The sequence below is a fragment of the Nocardia asteroides genome, assembly GCA_019930625.1.
Classification (GTDB): domain Bacteria; phylum Actinomycetota; class Actinomycetes; order Mycobacteriales; family Mycobacteriaceae; genus Nocardia; species Nocardia sputi.
The window spans coordinates 2,620,783-2,638,420 of the sequence record CP082844.1 but is presented as its reverse complement, the minus strand read 5'-3'; the positions used below and the strand labels follow the sequence as shown (position 1 = coordinate 2,638,420).

General features: G+C 69.5%; 16 protein-coding genes and 1 pseudogene. 8 read left to right on the top strand and 9 right to left on the bottom strand.

Annotation, left to right across the window (positions count from 1 at the left end; translation table 11 throughout):
* Positions 1-208: 208 nt before the first annotated feature.
* Positions 209-913: pseudogene (locus tag K8O92_12005) on the bottom strand (DUF3027 domain-containing protein).
* Between the two features lie 47 nt (positions 914-960).
* On the opposite strand from K8O92_12005, the gene K8O92_12000 reads away from it, so the two are divergent.
* From K8O92_12000 to K8O92_11990, 3 genes are all read left to right on the top strand, one after another.
* Positions 961-1,734 (top strand): glutaminyl-peptide cyclotransferase, encoded by a 774-nt coding sequence (locus K8O92_12000; protein ID UAK34497.1) that lies wholly within the window; start codon positions 961-963, stop codon positions 1,732-1,734.
* Positions 1,735-1,823: 89 nt separating this feature from the next.
* Positions 1,824-3,761 (top strand): MFS transporter, encoded by a 1,938-nt coding sequence (locus K8O92_11995; GenBank protein UAK34496.1) that lies wholly within the window; start codon positions 1,824-1,826, stop codon positions 3,759-3,761.
* On the top strand, positions 3,758-4,339 hold the full coding sequence (locus K8O92_11990; GenBank protein ID UAK34495.1) for a DUF2771 domain-containing protein: 582 nt from the start codon (positions 3,758-3,760) through the stop codon (positions 4,337-4,339). The genes K8O92_11995 and K8O92_11990 overlap by 4 nt, the downstream gene beginning before the upstream one ends.
* A gap of 67 nt (positions 4,340-4,406) precedes the next feature.
* Here K8O92_11990 and K8O92_11985 read toward each other — a convergent pair whose 3' ends face one another.
* A complete protein-coding gene (locus K8O92_11985) occupies positions 4,407-5,012 on the bottom strand; it encodes a TetR/AcrR family transcriptional regulator (protein UAK34494.1) in 606 nt (201 codons plus the stop codon).
* Between the two features lie 114 nt (positions 5,013-5,126).
* Here K8O92_11985 and K8O92_11980 point away from each other — a divergent pair, with 114 nt between their 5' ends.
* The gene (locus K8O92_11980) at positions 5,127-6,653 is read left to right on the top strand and encodes a sulfatase-like hydrolase/transferase (GenBank protein ID UAK34493.1); all 1,527 of its coding nucleotides are present in this window, start codon (positions 5,127-5,129) and stop codon (positions 6,651-6,653) included.
* A gap of 41 nt (positions 6,654-6,694) precedes the next feature.
* Here the strand turns inward: K8O92_11980 and K8O92_11975 are convergent, their stop codons facing one another.
* The gene (locus K8O92_11975) at positions 6,695-7,114 is read right to left on the bottom strand and encodes a cold-shock protein (protein ID UAK35642.1); all 420 of its coding nucleotides are present in this window, start codon (positions 7,112-7,114) and stop codon (positions 6,695-6,697) included.
* A gap of 248 nt (positions 7,115-7,362) precedes the next feature.
* Between K8O92_11975 and K8O92_11970 the strand changes: the two genes are divergently transcribed.
* Both K8O92_11970 and K8O92_11965 read left to right on the top strand, forming a co-directional pair.
* A complete protein-coding gene (locus tag K8O92_11970) occupies positions 7,363-7,545 on the top strand; it encodes a hypothetical protein (GenBank protein ID UAK35641.1) in 183 nt (60 codons plus the stop codon).
* A 420-nt stretch (positions 7,546-7,965) separates the two neighbouring features.
* Positions 7,966-8,595, top strand: a complete 630-nt coding sequence (locus tag K8O92_11965) for a DUF3235 domain-containing protein (protein ID UAK34492.1) — start codon at positions 7,966-7,968, stop codon at positions 8,593-8,595.
* A gap of 83 nt (positions 8,596-8,678) precedes the next feature.
* Here K8O92_11965 and K8O92_11960 read toward each other — a convergent pair whose 3' ends face one another.
* Positions 8,679-8,867 carry a hypothetical protein gene (locus K8O92_11960; GenBank protein UAK34491.1) on the bottom strand — a complete coding sequence of 63 codons (189 nt, stop codon included), beginning with the start codon at positions 8,865-8,867 and terminating at the stop codon, positions 8,679-8,681.
* A gap of 118 nt (positions 8,868-8,985) precedes the next feature.
* Between K8O92_11960 and K8O92_11955 the strand changes: the two genes are divergently transcribed.
* Positions 8,986-11,280, top strand: a complete 2,295-nt coding sequence (locus tag K8O92_11955) for a helicase-associated domain-containing protein (protein ID UAK34490.1) — start codon at positions 8,986-8,988, stop codon at positions 11,278-11,280.
* On the opposite strand, the gene K8O92_11950 is transcribed toward K8O92_11955, so the two are convergent.
* The gene (locus tag K8O92_11950; protein ID UAK34489.1) at positions 11,281-11,811 is read right to left on the bottom strand and encodes a hypothetical protein; all 531 of its coding nucleotides are present in this window, start codon (positions 11,809-11,811) and stop codon (positions 11,281-11,283) included.
* Between the two features lie 292 nt (positions 11,812-12,103).
* Between K8O92_11950 and K8O92_11945 the strand changes: the two genes are divergently transcribed.
* Entirely contained in the window at positions 12,104-12,934 is an 831-nt protein-coding gene (locus K8O92_11945) for a hypothetical protein (protein UAK34488.1), read from the top strand.
* 4 nt (positions 12,935-12,938) lie between these two features.
* On the opposite strand, the gene K8O92_11940 is transcribed toward K8O92_11945, so the two are convergent.
* From K8O92_11940 to K8O92_11925, 4 genes are all read right to left on the bottom strand, one after another.
* Positions 12,939-14,330: a M1 family metallopeptidase gene (locus tag K8O92_11940; GenBank protein UAK35640.1), complete on the bottom strand. Its 1,392-nt coding sequence runs from the start codon at positions 14,328-14,330 to the stop codon at positions 12,939-12,941.
* 90 nt (positions 14,331-14,420) lie between these two features.
* On the bottom strand, positions 14,421-15,059 hold the full coding sequence (locus tag K8O92_11935; protein ID UAK34487.1) for a LysE family translocator: 639 nt from the start codon (positions 15,057-15,059) through the stop codon (positions 14,421-14,423).
* A 50-nt stretch (positions 15,060-15,109) separates the two neighbouring features.
* Positions 15,110-15,781, bottom strand: a complete 672-nt coding sequence (locus K8O92_11930) for a DUF3239 domain-containing protein (GenBank protein ID UAK34486.1) — start codon at positions 15,779-15,781, stop codon at positions 15,110-15,112.
* A gap of 41 nt (positions 15,782-15,822) precedes the next feature.
* Positions 15,823-17,481: a DEAD/DEAH box helicase gene (locus K8O92_11925; GenBank protein UAK34485.1), complete on the bottom strand. Its 1,659-nt coding sequence runs from the start codon at positions 17,479-17,481 to the stop codon at positions 15,823-15,825.
* Positions 17,482-17,638: the final 157 nt, after the last annotated feature.

Below are 17,638 nucleotides of genomic sequence, written 5' to 3'. Positions count from 1 at the left end.
CCTCAACGCCGCCCTCCGCGATCCCCGTGCCTTCGGCAGCCGCGACATCCGGGGCGATCACGGCGTCCACGCGGACCTCTGCGGTTTCCGACTTCTCGACGGTCGCGGGCGTATCAACCGCCTCGATCGGACTCCGATCCGGGCCCGTGGACGTCGACGACCCGGCGGAATCCCGCGCCTCGGCGCGTTTCCCGCCGGTGCCGAGCGAGATCACCTCGATGGCCGCGTCGTCGTATGCCTCGTGCAACGGGGAGCCGCCGCCGGTGGGGACCTCGGTGTCCGAATGCGCGCCACAGCCGTAGGCGACGTGGACGACGTGCCCGTCGGCGCCCATCGCGTTGCCGCAGACGCCGAACGCGGCCCGCAGCGATCCGGCCAGCGGCAGGTAGAACCCGCAGCTACCGCAGGTGGCCGGGGCGGCCTTGGCCATCTCCGAATCGGGGCCGTATTCGGCGTACCAGCGCTCGGCGGCCTCTTGGCGGCCTTCCCTGCTCATCACCTTGGTGCGGCCCAGGCCGACCTGGTAGGCGACTTCGTCCACCACCGGATCGCCGGTCGCGACATAGCCCGGCACCAGGCGCGGGTCGTCGGCGGGCGGGGCGAGCAGGTCGCCGGGGGCGAGGTCGCCGGGGCGAACTCGCTGCTCCCATGGCACGAACTCGGGGGCGACCAAGGCGTCGGGCCCGGGCAGCAACGCGGACTCGCTGACCGTCGCCCGGTCGGCGCCGGGCGGGGCGGCCACCACGACAGCCCACTGCCACCCCCGATAGCCGGGCAGCGTGGCCTCGAACCGGTGGGTCGCCGCGCTCTCGTCCTCGGGCGTCACGCCGAGGTGCGCGCCGACGCCCGATGGTTCCAACTCCACGAGCGCACGGCGGGCCAAATCGACGGCATCGGCCAGAATCGGCCGCACGCCGGACTCCGAAACAGAAACTGCGCTCACGGCCTACATTTTGCCGTATGGAGCGCAATCGGCGTTCGTTGGCCATAGGTGTGCTGGTCGGTCTGCTCGTCTCGAGCGGATGTGGCAGCCCCGAGGACACGACACCCAGGATGAACATCGAGGTGGTCAGCACCCGGCCGCACGATCCGACGGCGTTCACCCAGGGCTTGGAAATCGACGGCGACGTCCTCTACGAGGGCACCGGTCTGGCGGGCGCGTCACGCGTGCGCGCCTCCCGGCTGGCGACGGGTGAGGAACTGGCCGAGGCCGCGTTGCCCGCGCCGTACTTCGGCGAGGGCATCACCGTCGCCGGGGCGACGCTCTGGCAGCTGACCTGGCACGACGGCGTGGCCATCGCCCGAGATCCGGCTACCTTGGCCGAACGCGGCCGGGTGAGCTACGACGGCGAAGGCTGGGGCCTGTGCGCCATGGGTGGACGACTGGTCATGAGCGACGGCACCGACCGGCTCACCTTCCGCGATCCGGTCACCTTCGCACCCGTCGGCTCGGTCGAGCTGACCAGCCGCAACGACGCGCGCCTCAACGAACTCGAATGCGCGTCGGACGGAACGGTCTACGCCAACGACTGGCCCACCGACACGATCCTGCGGATAGAACCGGACTCCGGCACGGTGCTCGCGGCCGCCGACGCCGCCGGTCTGCTCCCGGCGACCGCGCGAGCAGGCGCCGACGCCCTCAACGGCATCGCCCAACTGCCCGGCACCGACCGATTCCTCATCACGGGCAAGAACTGGCCGACCATATTCGAGGTCCGCTTCACACCCGCCTGAGCGCGATCCCCGAGCGCGACCACGGTCGCTTCCCGCCGCCCCGGAGCGCGAGTGAACGCCCAGCACGGGAGTACGCCAGAATTGGAGTCGTGACTACTCCCCGCGAACCTTCCGGTCCCGACCGTGATCGGTGGGCAGGCGAGGAGTCCCCGCCGTTCGATCGGCACCCCGGTTTCGACCGATACCCGCCACCCAACGCGCCCCGACGCCGCAGGCCGCTGCCACCGCTGGGTCCGGAACCCGGCCACGCCTCCGAGCGCCGCGACCAGCCGGGATCGCCACCGCCGAGTCCGCGGCAGGAAGCACCACGGCCTCCAGAACCCCCGCAGACCGCACGGCTTCCACACGGACACGCTTCCGAGCAACAGAAGCCCCCCGGCCGCACGGCTCGGCATATCTTCCCGCACCGTCCGCAGCCGCCACGTCACTCGGAACCACCGGGTCGCACCGAACCCGACTATCCCGACACCGCCGTCGAGGAACAGGTTCAACCACCGGAGAGCCCGGCTCCCTCCGACGCTCAGCGAATGCCTCGCAAGTTGACGGTCACGCGCGTGGCCGCCATGCGAGGCAGACAGCTCACCGAGAAAGGCATCGCGACCTTCCAGCGCGCGGCCAAGGCCGACGGCGCGGACGAGTCGGGTCTCACGGCGCTGACCTACGCGACCATGGCGAACTTCGCCCTCGACGCCGCCATCGCGGTGGCGCTGGCCAACACGCTGTTCTTCGCCAGCGCCACCGCGGAGAGCAAAACCAACGTCGCGCTGTACCTGCTGATCACGATCGCGCCGTTCGCGGTGATCGCTCCCCTGATCGGCCCGATGCTCGATCGTTTGCAGCGCGGCCGCCGCCTGGCGCTGGCGACGTCGTTCGCGGTGCGCGCGGTGGTCGCGCTGGTGCTGATCCTCCAGTTCGACACCTGGGCGCTGTATCCGCTCGCGCTGTGCATGATGGTCGGCAGCAAATCGTTCTCCGTGCTCAAGAGCGCGGTGACGCCTCGCGTGCTGCCCCCGGACATCGATCTGGTCCGCACCAACTCCCGTCTCACGGTGTTCGGGCTGGTCGGCGGCACCATCGGCGCGGGAGCGCTGGCCGCGCTGGCCGCGGCGATCGCGGGGTCCACCGGCGCGCTGGTGTTCGCGGCGCTGATCGCCTGCGCGGGAACGTACCTGAGCCTGCGCATCCCTTCCTGGGTCGAAGTGACCGAAGGCGAGGTGCCCGCGACGCTGAGCTATCACGGCCCCGACGCGCACACCGAGGTGCTGTCGTCGGACAAGGAGTCGTCGGTGCCGCCGCGCAAACGCAGGCAGCCGCTCGGCCGTGCCGTGGTGACCGGGCTCTGGGGCAACAGCGCCATCCGCGTACTGACCGGATTCCTCACCTTCTACGTCGCGTTCGTCGCCAAGGCCACCGAGCACCGGCCGGTGCAGCAGGCTCTCATGCTCGGCGTCGTCGGTGCGGCCGCGGCCATCGGCAACTTCGCGGGCAACGCGACGGGCGCCCGGCTCGAGCTCGGCAGGCCCGCGCTGATCGTGCTCGGCTGCACGGCGGCCTGCGCGCTGGTGGCGCTGTTCGCGACGTTCGCCGACAATCTGCTCGGCGCGGCGGCCGCCGCACTGGTCGCGGCCGCGATGAGCGCGCTGGCCAAGGTGTCGCTGGACGCCTCGATCCAGGACGACCTGCCGCCGGAGTCGATCGCCTCCGGCTTCGGGCGATCGGAGACCGTGCTGCAGCTGAGCTGGGTCGTCGGCGGCGCGGCGGGGGTGCTGCTGCCGACCGACTATTGGAAGGGTTTCGCGGTGGTCAGCGCGATACTCGTGCTCGGCTTGGTGCAGACTTTCCTCAGCTTCCGTGGCCACTCGCTGCTGCCCGGCCTCGGCGGCAACCGTCCACAGCACGCGGAGCAAGAGGTGCCGACCGCCCGGCCGCACGAGTACCCCGCCGGCGCACCCCGAGCGCAGGAGCCGGGGCCGCGCGGCGGTGACACCAAACGGATGCAACGAGGGCAAGGAGACCCGATCTGGTGAGCAAGCTCAACACACGCACGATTGCCGCGCTGGTCGCGGCCGCCCTGCTCGTGCTCACCGTCGCCTTCGCGGGCCTGCTGGCGGTGCTGATCCGCGACGCCGACGAACCCGATGTCACCCTCACCGCCTACGCGCACGGCAAGACGATCACCGTACGACCGTTCAGCTACTGCGCGGTGACCATGCGAGACTGCAGCATCCTGCCCGCGGAGAACGTGGCGGGCACGGTGTTCGCCACACTGAGCTGCGCTCCCGACACCCCGGACTGCCACCGCGGCCGCACCGTGGAGCTGGAAGTCCCCGCCGGTTACCCCCTGCAGCTGTCGCTGCCGAAGCAGGTCGCGGACGCTCCTTGGCTCGCCCAGCTCGTCTACCTCTTGCCGAACGGCGAGAAAGTCGACCGCGTGATCAGTCGCAACGACTACCCGGACCGCGCCCTCGCCCTGACCATCGATTCGAAACCGGAACCCGATCTTCGCCTCATCGGCGTGGAGTTCCAGCTGCCGATCCTCGCCCGCGACGAGACGGGCCGGGAGTTCTACGTGCCACACGCGACCTGGTCGATCAGCACCGCGTAGTAGTCGACGCGACGCGCGCCTCGAGGATCGGCCGCCACTTCCCGCGTGGCGCCCCCGCGCCGGTCGTTCAGGTCGGTCGTTTCAGCGTGAGCGCGGCGCGCACCAAGCGTCCGACGGCGTCGACTCGCTCCGAGGACCCGCTGCCGCCCACTTGCACCACGGTGATGACCACCGCGGTGAAGATGGCCTCCAACGCTATCGCGGTATCCCGAGGATCGAGCTCTTCGGCGATGTCCCCGGCCTGCTGACCGGCCCGCAGCGCCGCTTCGAGCACTTGCCGGATGCGATGCGGCACAACGCCGTCGACCAGCCGAACGAGCAGTCCCGGTTCCTGTCCCGCGAGGACTCGATGCACCAGCGGATACGAGTCGAGTCTGGTCACGAACCGGCTGACCACCTGCTGCCAGTACGCGGCGTCCATCGACCCCGACAGCGCCAGCGCGTCATCGCACAGCCGGGCGGCGTCGCGATCGAACGCGGCGACGAAAAGAGCCTCTTTGTCCGCGAAGTGGAAGTACACCGCCGACGGCGCCAACCCCACCGCCCGGGCCACCGCCGCCACCGAGGTCGCGCGGAAACCTTGGTCGGCGAATCGGCGAGTGGCGACATCGAGGATCGAATGCCGCGTCTGTTCGCCGCGCGCCGTCGCGGAGGTCGTCTCGGGTCGTGACACCCGTGCACAGTATCGCGGCCGTCTCCACCAGCGGAAAAGTCTAATTGAATGATTTCATCAATTCATCAGTTACAGTGGGGGCGTCCGTCCAACCCGAATCAAGAAGGTGCGTCCGTGTCCGATTCCGCTCAGCCTTCGACCGGCCTCCAGGGTCCGAGCCGACGTCAGGTTCTCGCGATGATGGCCGCCTCGGCGCCCGTCCTGAGCGGCGCCCTCGCCGGTAGGACGGCCGCGGCTCCGGCGGCCCGGCCGAACATCCTGGTGATCATGACCGACCAGGAGCGCGCGGACGTGGTCCTGCCCGCGGGCTTCACGCTGCCCGCGCGCGCCGCGGTGGCGGCCGCGGGCGTCCGATTCGCCATGCACCACACACCGACGGCGCCGTGCTCGCCCGCGCGATCGGCGTTCTTCTCCGGATCGCACGCGCCGGTCACGGGCATGACCGACAACGTTCGCGGCAACGACCTCATGGGCGCGGTCCTCGGGCCGCTGCATGCCTGGAGCCCGAACCTGGACACTACGATCCCCACCATCGGAACCGTGCTGAAGAAGGCCGGCTACCGAACCGCCTACATCGGCAAATGGCACCTCTCCGAGCCGGTCGGCACCGACAGCACGGCGCTGTCGGCGTACGGATTCGACGAGGCCTACGACATCCTGTCCGGCGGGGGGCCCAACGAGGGCGCCCGCGAAGACCCCGGCGTCGTGGAGAACGCCGTCGGCTGGCTGCGGCGGCACGGCAACGACCGCCAACCGTGGCTGTGCGTGGTCAGCATGGTCAACCCGCACGACATGATGTACTGCCCGCGCTTCTATCGGCTGGAGGACGTGCCCGATCACGGCGCCGACGTCCCGCCGAACTTCGAGTCCGACCTCTCGACCAAACCGCGCGTGCAAACGGTGTGGCGCACCATGAACGAAGCCGTCGGCGGCCTGATGCCGAACGAGGTCGACTCGCCACTGGGGCGCACGCAGTGGCGGCAGTGGGGCAACTGGTATCTGGAGTTGCTGCGCCGCACCGATCACCTGATGGCCCAGGTCCTCGACGCCTTGGCCAGCAGTGGCGGCGCGGGCGATACCGTCGTGGTCCAGGTCGCCGACCACGGTGAACTGGGCGGCGCGCACGGGCTGCGACAGAAGGGCGCGATGATCTACCGCGAGAACAACCGCGTGCCCTTGGTCATCGCCGACCCACGCCACCCCGCCACACACGGAACCAGCACGGCCGCACTCACTTCACACATCGATCTGGTGCCGACCCTGGCGGCGCTGGGGGGTGTCGACGCCGTCCCCCCGTGCCCGCTCGTCGGTAAGGACCTCACACCCGTGCTGACCGACCCGGCAGGCGCCGTCCGCGACGCGCTGCTGCTCACTTCCGACGCCAAGTCCAGTGGCGGTCAAGCACCCGGCCTCAAATATTGCCTGCGAGGCACGATCACACCCCGCTACAGTTTCGCCCGCTACTCGACGCCACAGCAGATCGCGGGCCCGCGCGGCGAATTCGAGTACGAACTCTACGACCGCCAGGAAGATCCGCTCGAGCTGCACAATCTCGCCCACGACGGCGGGGCGGCGGAATTGGTCGAACAGATGAACGATCTCGTCGACACCCTCATCGCTCGAGAACTACGCCGTATGTGATGTCCGGCGCCCGCGGACCAATTCGCAGGCGCGACATCGACCTATCGGTCCAGTTCGCGCGCGACCGCGCGGACGACCTCCGAGATGCGTTGCGCCGTCTTGCGATCCGGGTACTTGCCCTTGCGCAGATCGGGCTGCACCTTCGCCTCGAGCAAGGTGATCATGTCCTCGACCATGCCGTGCAACTCGTCCGGCGTGTGCCTGCGCGCGGGAGGTTCCTTGCGCGCGTTGCGTTCCTGGCCCTGCCGGACCGAGGGCGGCGCCTCCAGCAACTTGAGGCTCAGCGCCTGGGGGCCGCGGCGGCCCGCCGCCATGCCGAACTCCACGCGCTGGCCCGGCTTCAAGCCCTCGACACCGTCGGGCAGCGCGGACGAGCGGACGTAGACGTCCTCACCCTCGTCCTGGGAAAGGAAGCCGAAGCCCTTTTCGACGTCGTACCACTTCACCCTGCCGGTCGGCACTGCGCTCACCCGTTCGTCATCGAAAACTCGGACCCCTACGGCCCGAGCACATCTGTCCACCAGGCCGATCACGCGACCGGCCCTTTTCTTGTGCGAAAAGAACGCGCCCAGCAGGATTGCAGGACGCGATTGCCATCGAGTCTACCCCGGTGCGAATAACACAAGCACATCAGTTTTACCGTCGAGCCGTGACGAACCCTTCTGCTCCGACTCCGTCCGGCGGCGCCCCCCGCCGGCGCGGCGACTGGTTGCTACAACTCGCGCTCTGCCTGTTCGCGCTGGGATTGCTGGCAATCGTCGCCATCTTCGCGATCCCCGTGCTGACCGACGGCGAACCGGGTCTGTGGCTCTATCTCGGCGCGATGCTCGCGCCGCTGGGGTTCGTCCTCGCCCTCGTGTTCGCGCTGCGCTCGGGTCGCAGAGCCCGCTGAACGAGAGCGCCCGCGCCGACAGCGCCCGCCTCCGAACCGGCGCAAACCGGTTACCCGGCACGATCGTTACCCACTCCCGCGTGTGATCCTCATCACATAACGAGAGGGTCACGGGCGGGTCACGGCGGACGGCGAGACCGGGCGCGGCCCATCTAGCTGCGCGAAGGCTTCTCCCCTCATCGAGATCGCGTTGAGACCCGTTGGTACACGCCGGTTACCAAATAGTGATTTTTCCCGCGGTTCGTCGTACGGTCTATCCCAGCCGGGACACCCGGCACCACCGGCCCGCCGCACCGAGCCTCGCCCCGCGGGTACCGGAACCCCGACGGAAACGTAGGGGCGAGGGCGGAACGGACGACCTCTCAGTCCGAACCAGAACCGTAGACGTCGCAGGTGCGTCGAGAGGAAGACGAACCCGATATGAGTGGACGCCATCGCAAGCCAAGCTCGACCGGCCGCACGGTAGCCAAGGTTGCCGTCACCGGCGCCATCATCGGCACCGCCGGTGTGGCCCTCGCAGGCAACGCCAGCGCGGCACCCGACTCCGACTGGGATCGACTCGCTCAGTGCGAGGCCGGCGGCAACTGGGGCATCAACACCGGCAACGGTTTCCAGGGCGGGCTGCAGTTCTCGCCCAGCACCTGGCGCGCCCACGGCGGCCAGGAGTACGCCGCCGCCGCCAACCAGGCCACCCGCGAACAGCAGATCGCGGTCGCCGAGAAGGTGCTCGCCTCGCAGGGCTGGGGCGCTTGGCCCTCCTGCTCGTCGAAGCTGGGCCTCAGCAGCAAGCCCACCCCGCGCTCCGCGCCGGCCGCCACCGAGACCCCGAGCTGGAACCCCGCGCCGCAGGCCGCCCCGGCCGCGCCGGCGGACAGCTCGAAGCAGATCTTCTCCGCCGTCGACCGCGCTCTCGAGGTCGTGCAGAGCCAGGGCGTGGTTGTGCCGAAGGAAGCTCTCGACTTCTTCAACGCCGCCAAGTCCAGCGGAGTCACCCTCGACCCCGCGGTGGTGAACTTCTACGAGGCAAACAAGGGCCTGCTGCCCTCCTGATCGCCACCTATCGTCAAGACGGGCCCCGCATCCTCGAGGATGCGGGGCCCGTCTTCGTTGCCGAGAACGTTCCGGTCGCGGGCTCAGCGGTTGATCACCGTGTTCGGGTGCATGTAGGGCAACTGCTCCGCGGGGACCGGGAACTCGGTGTCCTCGCCATAGGGCGAGAGGCCACCGGAACGGGCCGACGAGAGCTCGGTGACCGCGTGGTCACCGTCGGCAATCTTCGGCCAGCCGTTGTCGACGTAGGATTTCTTCGATTTGTTCACCACGGCCCCATGCTAACCCGCCCGCTTCCCCCACCTCTGGGGGCATCGAGGCCGTACCCCGACCATGGGCTGTCGCGTGACGGATCGGATCGCCGGGCGTTGTCATCGTAGGCTGGACAGGATGACCGTGACCGATTCCCTGGCCGGATGGCTCGGCGCCCGCAGTGATGCCCAGCTCGTGACGCTGCTGCAGCTTCGGCCGGACCTGGCCGTGCCGCTGCCCTCCTCGATGGCGGTGCTCGCCGCGCGTATCGAGCAGCGCGCGTCGGTGCTGCGCGCCACGGAGGACCTGAACACCCTCGAATTCGCCCTGGTGGAAACGCTTGCGGTGCACGGGGTGACGCGCACGGACACCGGCCCGCTCAGCCGCACCGAACTGCATGTGCAATTGAGCGAACGGGCGACGTCGGCCGCCATCGATGACGCGCTGGAACGGCTCACCGCTCGTGCGCTGGTCTGGCTCGACGCCGAGCAGGGGCTGCATCTGATCCCGGCGGCCGCCGAGGCGTTGCCGTGGCCGATCGGCACCGCGACCGACATGCCCGACGCTCTCACCGAACCCGAGGTGATCGCGGCGCTGCCCGAGCTCGCGCCCGCCGAGCGGGCCCTGCTGGACAAGCTGGCCGCGACGGGCCCGCGCGGCCGCACCAAGGACGCCGCACCCGGCACTCCGGCCGATCGACCGATCCAGCGGCTGCTGGCGCGCAGGCTGCTGCACTGGATCGATGACGAGACCGTCGAACTTCCCGTTACCGTCGGCCAGGTGCTGCGCCGGGAACCGGTCACCCACCCGCATGCGCTGACACCGCCGCAACCGGAGGCCGCCAAACAGACCCCCGCCGACGTAAACGCGGTCGCGGCGGGCGAGGTCGGCGAGCTGCTGCGGCACTGCGCCGCCGTGCTCGAGGTGCTCGGCCAAGCGCCCGCTCCCGCCTTGCGTGCGGGTGGTCTGGGCGTGCGGGAGCTGCGCCGCATCGCCAAGCAGGCCGGTGTCGACGAGCCGCGTGCGGGTTTGCTGGCCGAACTGCTGGCGGCCGCGAAATTGCTCGAGAAAGGTTTGCCGGAACCTCCACCGGACTTCGATTCGGCCGATGACTTCTGGGCGCCGACTCCCCTCGTCGACTCCTGGCTGGAATCGCCGCCCGCGCGGCGCTGGGCCACGCTCGCGCTGACCTGGCTGGATCTGGATCGGATGCCGTGGATGATCGGCATGCGCGACGCCAACGACAAGCCGCTGGCGGCGTTGTCGCTGGAGCTGCGCACCCCGCACGCGCCACGCGACCGGCGCGCGATCCTCGGCGTGCTCGCGGAATATCCGTCCGGCACGGCGCTGGACCCGGCGGACATCGGCCGGGTGCTGGCCTGGCGGCAGCCGCGCAGGCGCAGGAGCTTCCGGCCGGAGGTGGTCGAGCAGACCCTGGCCGAGGCGGCGGCGCTCGGGTTCGTCGGCCGCGGCGCGCTCGGCTCGGCGGCGCGGGCGCTGCTGCACGCGGCGCCGACCAGCGTGGCCGACGCCGAAGCGGCGATGGAGGCGGCACTGCCCGCACCGGTGGATCACGTGCTGGTCCAAGCGGATCTGACGGTGATCGCCCCCGGTCCCCTGACAGCGGATCTCCAGCGCCGCATCGCCTTGGTCGCCGACGTCGAATCCGCGGGCGCGGCAACGGTGTACCGGATCGGCGAGTCCTCGGTGCGGCGCGCCTTGGACGCCGGTTCGACCGCCGCCGAACTACACGCGCTGTTCACCGGGCATTCCCGGACGCCGATCCCGCAGGCGCTGACCTATCTGATCGATGACGTGGCTCGGCGGCACGGTCAGTTGCGCGCGGGCATGGCGCAGTCGTTCATCCGCAGCGACGACCCGGCACTGCTGGCACAGGTGCTGTCCGCACCGGTGGCGAGCACCTTGGCGCTGCGGTCGATCGCACCGACTGTCGCGATCGCCCAGGCGCCGCTGGCCGAACTGCTCGAGCAGTTGCGCGCGGCCGGTTTCGCGCCCGCGGGTGAGGACTCGGCCGGCGCGATCGTCGATCTGCGTCCGCGTGGCGCGCGAATCTCGGTACGGCCCGCGGCGCGGCAGCCGTATCGGCCGACACCGCCGAGCACCGAACAGCTCGAATCGCTCGTCACCGAGCTTCGCGCGGGCGAACGTGCCGCCAGCGCCCGCTCCGCGCACGCGGTGCGCCCGGACGGCACGCGGACCAATACCGCCGCCACACTCGCCCTGCTCCAGCTGGCGGCGCGAGTGCGGCGGTCGGTGAACATCGGCTACGTCGACGCCCAAGGGGTCGCCACGCAGCGGGTAGTGGAGCCGTTGAAGGTGGGCAACGGGCAACTGGACGCGCTGGATCCGGTCACCGGCGCGGTCCGGCACTTCACGCTGCACCGGATCGCGTCGGTCGCCCTGCTGGAATGATCAGCTCTTCGGCTTGCCCGTGCAGAAGGTGACCTTGGGGTCGGTTTCGATGAGGCGGAAGCCGTCGGCGTCGGTGCCGCACAGCAATTCGTCGGCCTGGCCGTCGATCCGCTTCAGCACCTTGAACGTGGCGTCAGCGGAGCCACAGTCGACGTGCTTGTATCCGGTCGTGCTGCTCTCGTTGTAGCAGCTGCCTTCCTTGAAGTTCGGCGCCAGGCACAGGAACGCGGTGGTACCGCCGCCCAGAGTCTCCTCGTAGGAGGTGTAGTCGGCGGCGCAATCGGTCTTCGTGTCGTAGGACTGCGCGACCTTGTAGACGGCCTTGTCCGACGAGCAGTCGACCGGCTCGGTCTTGGAATCGACCGACGAGCCCTCGATGACGTTGATGCAGTCGCCGACCTTTGCCTTGGCGGTGTCCGACTTCCCCGCGTCTCCGATCAACGAACAGCCGGCCACCGTGACCACCACGGCGGCCACCGCGACGAGGGCGAGCACAATTCGTGCCAGCAGCCTCGCTCCTGGAACCTTCACCTGAAAACCTCTCTACCGAACACGTCCACGGGGTCGTGAACGCGGTGAGGATACCCGCCCGACCAGAGCGGCCGCATCAGACCGCCGAGTGACCCGAGCGGCCGCGTACTACATGTGCGTTCCGTAGAGCCCCATGAGCGTGAAACCGAGAATGCTGGGAAGCAGACGACCGAGCAACAGGAACGCAGAGTAATTCACTAGCAACGCCTTTCGCATCTTCTGTGCAACTGGACTCATGTCCGGTATGCGGAGTGTGTCGTCGTCCGAGACCGGGTCGTTACGCTTGATCGATATGACGGTCGAGGACGTCGCACACGACCTGTACGGGCTGACGCCCGCGCAGTTCGTCGCGGCGCGCACCGCCCGGGCGGCCGAGGCTCAGCAGGCGGGCGACAAGCAACTCGCCACCGCGATCGGCAAGCTGCGCAAACCCACCCTGACCGCGTGGGCGGCCAACCTGCTGGCCCGCGTGGCGCCCGAGGACGTGGCGGCCTTGCTGCGGCTCGGCGCGGCCTTGGCCGCCGCTCAGCGGGAACTCTCGGCCGAACAGCTGCGCGACCTGACCGCGCAGCGGCAGCAGCTGGTCAACGCGCTGGCCAAGAAGGCGGGCGCGCTGGCCGCCGAACACGGGCATCCGGTCGGCGAGGGCGTCGTGCGGGAGGTCGGCCAGACGTTGACGGCGGCGCTCGCCGACCCCGAGGCGGCCGAGCGACTGCGCACGGGAACGCTCGCCACGGCGGCGAGCTACGAAGGCTTCGGACCGAGCGGGCCTGGTCTGCTCGCGGTCCCCGAACCGGCCGCGCCGCGCGGGCGAGCGGCGTCCCGGCGGAAGCCGGACGACAGCGCGCGCCGCGAGCTGGCGGACGCCCGGGACGCGCTCGAATCAGCCCGCGCGGCGAGAGACTCGGCACGGTCCGCGCTCGAGGAGGCGACCGAGGAACTGTCCGGCGCCGAAGAGCGCGTCGGCGCGCTGCGCGACGAACTCGCGCACGCCGAACAACAGCGGCAGTTCCGCAAGTCGGCCGAGCGGTCGGCCAAGGACGAACTGCACGCCGCGCAACGCCAGCTGGAGCGAGCCGAACGCAGGGTGGCGAAGGCCGGAGAGCACGTAGAGGACGACTGACGATTCAGCTCCGCAGGACGCCCGGGAACAGGTACTCCTCCGGCGGCGGCGCGGTGGTGTTCAGCCACGCGTGGAAGAACCCCGTGAGGTCGCCAGGCGACCTGGACTGCACGAACGCGCGGAACTCCGGCATCGATGCGTTGCCGTAGGAGTGCGCGGCGAGGAAGTCCCGGACGGCCACGAAGAACACCTCGTCGCCGATCTGCTTGCGCAGCGCGTGCAGGAACAGCGGGCCGCGGTAATAGACGGAGGTGAACTCGTTTCCGGCGCCGGGATTCTCCAGCGGTATCTGCCAGAACCGCTCGCTGTCGCGGTACTTCCGGATGGTCTCGCGGTAGTCGTCGTCGACGTTCTTGCCCTCCATCCGCTCCGGCCACAGGTAATCGGCGGTATAGCTGGCGAAGCACTCGTTCAGGCAGATGTCCGACCACTGACGCACCGAAACCCAGTTGCCCCACCACTGATGCGCGATCTCGTGCACGACGGTCTGCAGATCGGTCCACGGTGCGTAGAGCGGGCGGGTCTGGGTCTCCAACGAGAAGGAGATATCGGCGTCCAAGTAGATGCCGCCCGCGGCGTCGAACGGGTAAGGGCCGTAGAGCTGCTCGGAGAAGTCGAGGATCTCCGGCAGCCGCTGCTCGATCTCGCGCTGGCGCGCCCCCGCGTTGGGCGCGAACGCGCTGATCAGCGGCGTGCCGTCGGCCCGGCGCTGTTCGAGATAGCCGAATTTGTCGATCGCCACGGTGGTCAGGTACCCCAGCACCGGCTCGGCGTTGGCCCAGCGGACCTTCCGCTTGTCGCCGCGCACCTCGTTCTCGGTTCGCACACCATTGGAGACCACCTCCCACTCGGCGGGGACGGTGGCGTTCAGCGTGAACGTGGCCTTGTCCAGCGGGGTGTCGTTGAGCGGGTACCAACTGGTCGCCGAGTGCGGTTCACCCGCGACGAACGCGCCGCCGCTGGGAGCGAAGGTCCACCCCTGGCCTTCGGTGTTCATCGCGGGGCCCGCGTAGTCGACGGTGACGGTGAACGGAAGACCGGGCAGCAGCGGGAGCATCGGCGTCACGGTCAACTCGTGCTCGCCGTTGCGGTCGAATCCGGCGGGGAGCCGGTTCACCGACACCATGCGCACCTCCGGCCCCGCGAAGTCGAGGTTGAACACGCGCAGGGCCTGGGTGGCCGCGGCCGTGATCGTGGTGGTGCCGGTGAGCTGACGGCTCGGCGGGTCGTAGTCGATGCCGACCTCGTAGTGCTGGACGTCGTAGCCGCCGTTGCCGTCCAGCGGGTAGTACGGATCACCCAGGCCCGGCGCGCCGACCAGCGGGTCCGCGGGCGGATCGGCGTGCGCGGGCGACAAAGGCACCGCGACGCACACACACGCGACCGCGGCGTACATCCGGCCGGACAACCTCGACACCAGTGACCACCCCTCTACACCCCGCCTCATACCGGTACCGGCGCACCGGCCTCGGTGATGGTAACGGCTTCAGTCGCCGCTGCCGGTCAGCGCCACCGACGCGCCGACACCGAAGATCATCATCCCACCCGCGCCGCCGACCGCTTCCAGCCTGCGCGGGGACCTGGCGAACCACGACCTCGCCGAGGCGGCCAGCAGCGCCCACGCGCTGTCGGAGACCAGGGCGATGGCGAGGAAGATTGTGCCGAGCAGCAGGAACTGCCACGACAGCGAACCGGCGGCCGGATCGGCGAAGTGCGGCAGCACCGCCGAGAAGAAGACGATCGCCTTGGGATTCGTCAGCCCGACGATCGCGCTCTGGCGCAGCACCCGTGCGTTCGGTGTCGGTTCGACCGTCGCGCCCAGCGCCGCGCGCAGCGCCGAGCGCTGGCGAATCGCCTGAATTCCCAAATACATCAGATACAGCGCACCCGCGAACTTGACCGCGGTGAGCGCGAGCGCCGACGTTGTGAGCAGAGCCCCCAACCCGATCGCGACCAGGACCAGGGCGGCGTAGACGCCGGCGGCGTGCCCGAGCACCGAGAGCAACGCCGCGCGCCGGCCGAGGGTGAGCGCGCGACCGACGGTGAACAGCACGCCAGGGCCGGGAACAACGATGATGACGACCGCGGCGGCGACGAATGCCAGCAGATTGGACGCTGGGACCATCTTTCGAGTGTAGGCGCACGCGCACCGGAAACGGTGCGTCCGCGGCAGATTCAGGAGCCGAGGTCGCCGGGCAAGTGCTGCGGATCGAGCAGCAGCCGCTTCGTGGTGGTGTTGCGCACCTTCTCGGCGAGCCCGAGATTGTCGGCGAGCAGCCGCCACTCGGTTTCGCTGATCGCGGCGCGGGCGCGGGCGATGACCGAACCGTCGGTGGTGCCCCAAGAGATCGGCATGGCGCTCAACGATTGCCAGCGCTCACCCACCTGCCGTGGCGCCCAATCGGTACGCACAGCTACCGACGGCACTCGCTCCCCTGCCTTGGCTTCGTGACCCGGAAGGGCACGGACCTTCCGGGTCACCAACGCATAGCGGGGCTCATCGGTCTCGGGTGTCGACACGTCGACCAGGGCGAGCAGCACCACCGCGCCGGAGGGACGAGCCTCCGAGACCACCGCGGGAACCAGCTCGCCGTCCGCATAGAGCTTGTCGATGCTGGAATGCCGCGGCGTCCACAGGGCTACCCACAGTGCGGTCACCGCGCCGAGCGCGAACGCGACCGCAAGCAGATACGCCCAGGTATGGTTCAGCCAGATCAGCAACGCCGTTCCGCTCGCCGCGACCACCGCGGCGGCGATCGCCATGAGACGTAGGCGTCGAAGGTCGGCGAAAACTTCGTTCACCGCGTGAGCGTGCTCGCGGTCCACCGCGAATTCGAAGCGTCGCACGACCTCATTCCTAGCACAGCTTACGGAGCAATTGCCTCCGCTTATCCGATGGCGGGGCCGAGCAAGTCGTCGGCATCCGTGATGCGGTAGGCATACCCCTGTTCGGCGAGAAAACGCTGGCGATGGGCGGCGTATTCGGCGTCGAGGGTGTCGCGCGCGACCACCGAGTAGAAATGGGCCTGGCCGCCGTCCTGTTTCGGACGCAGCAGCCGCCCGAGACGCTGCGCCTCCTCCTGCCGCGAGCCGAAGGTACCCGAGACCTGCACGGCGACAGACGCTTCCGGCAAATCGATGGAGAAGTTCGCCACCTTGCTCACCACAAGCACCGGAATCTCGCCGCGACGGAACGCGTCGAAGAGTTCCTCGCGCTCCTTGGTCTTCGTCGAGCCCTGGATCACCGGGGCGTCGAGCGCGGCGCCGAGTTCGTCGAGCTGGTCGAGGTAGGCGCCGATGACCAGGGTCGGCGCGTCGCGGTGCTTGGCCAGGATCGACTCGACCACCGCGATCTTGGTGTGGGCGGTCGAGCACAGCTTGTAACGCTCCTCCGGCTCGGCGGTCGCGTAGGTCATCCGCTCGGCGTCGGTCAGCGTCACCCGCACCTCGATGCACTCGGCGGGGGCGATCCACCCCTGGGCCTCGATGTCCTTCCACGGCGCGTCGTAGCGCTTCGGGCCGATCAGCGAGAACACGTCACCCTCACGCCCGTCCTCGCGCACCAGCGTGGCGGTCAGGCCGAGCCTGCGGCGGGACTGGAGATCGGCCGTCATCCGGAAGACCGGGGCGGGCAGCAAGTGCACCTCGTCGTAGATGACCAGACCCCAGTCGCGGCTGTCGAACAGTTCCAGGTGCTTGTACTCGCCTTTGGTGCGGCGCGTGATCACCTGGTAGGTGGCGATGGTGACCGGGCGGATCTCCTTGCGTTCACCGGAGTACTCGCCGATCTCGTCCTCGGTGAGCGAGGTGCGCGCGAGCAGCTCGCGCCGCCACTGCCTGCCCGCCACCGTGTTGGTGACCAGGATCAGTGTGGTCGCCTTGGCCTTGGCCATCGCCGCGGCGCCGACCATCGTCTTGCCCGCGCCGCAGGGCAGCACCACCACCCCGGAGCCGCCCGCCCAGAACGAGTCGGCGGCCATCTGCTGGTAGTCGCGCAGATGCCAGCCGTCGGTCGCGTAGTCCAGTTCGATCGCGTGCGCCTCGCCGTCGACGTAGCCCGCGAGGTCCTCGGCGGGCCAGCCGATCTTCAGCAGCGTCTGCTTGATCCGGCCGCGCTCGGACGGGTGCACCACCACCGTGTCGTCGTCGATGCGCGCGCCGAGCATGGGGGCGATCTTCTTGTGCCGGAGCACCTCCTCCAGCACCGCGCGATCCAGACTGACCAGCGTCAACCCGTGCGCGGGGTGCTTGACAAGCTGCAATCTGCCGTAGCGGGCCATGGTGTCCACCACGTCGACCAGCAACGGCTGCGGCACCGCGTAGCGGGAGAAGCTGACCAGCGCGTCCACGACCTGCTCGGCATCGTGCCCGGCCGCCCGCGCGTTCCACAGCGCCAGCGGCGTCACCCGATACGTGTGGACGTGCTCCGGCGCCCGCTCCAGCTCGGCGAACGGCGCGATCGCCTGCCGCGCCGCGTCGGCCGCCTCGTGGTCGACCTCCAACAGCAGCGTCTTGTCACTCTGCACGATCAGCGGACCGTCGTTCACAGTCCCTCCTCCGATAGATTCCCCGCCATTCTCCCCGACCCCTCCGACAACCTCGCAGGTTACCGGCCCTTCCCGCCGGGCGCGGGTGGCAGCGACCGGGTGTAACGCCGCAACGGTGCGATGTCTTCCCGAGACGGCCACCGCCGAAGCCCAGCGA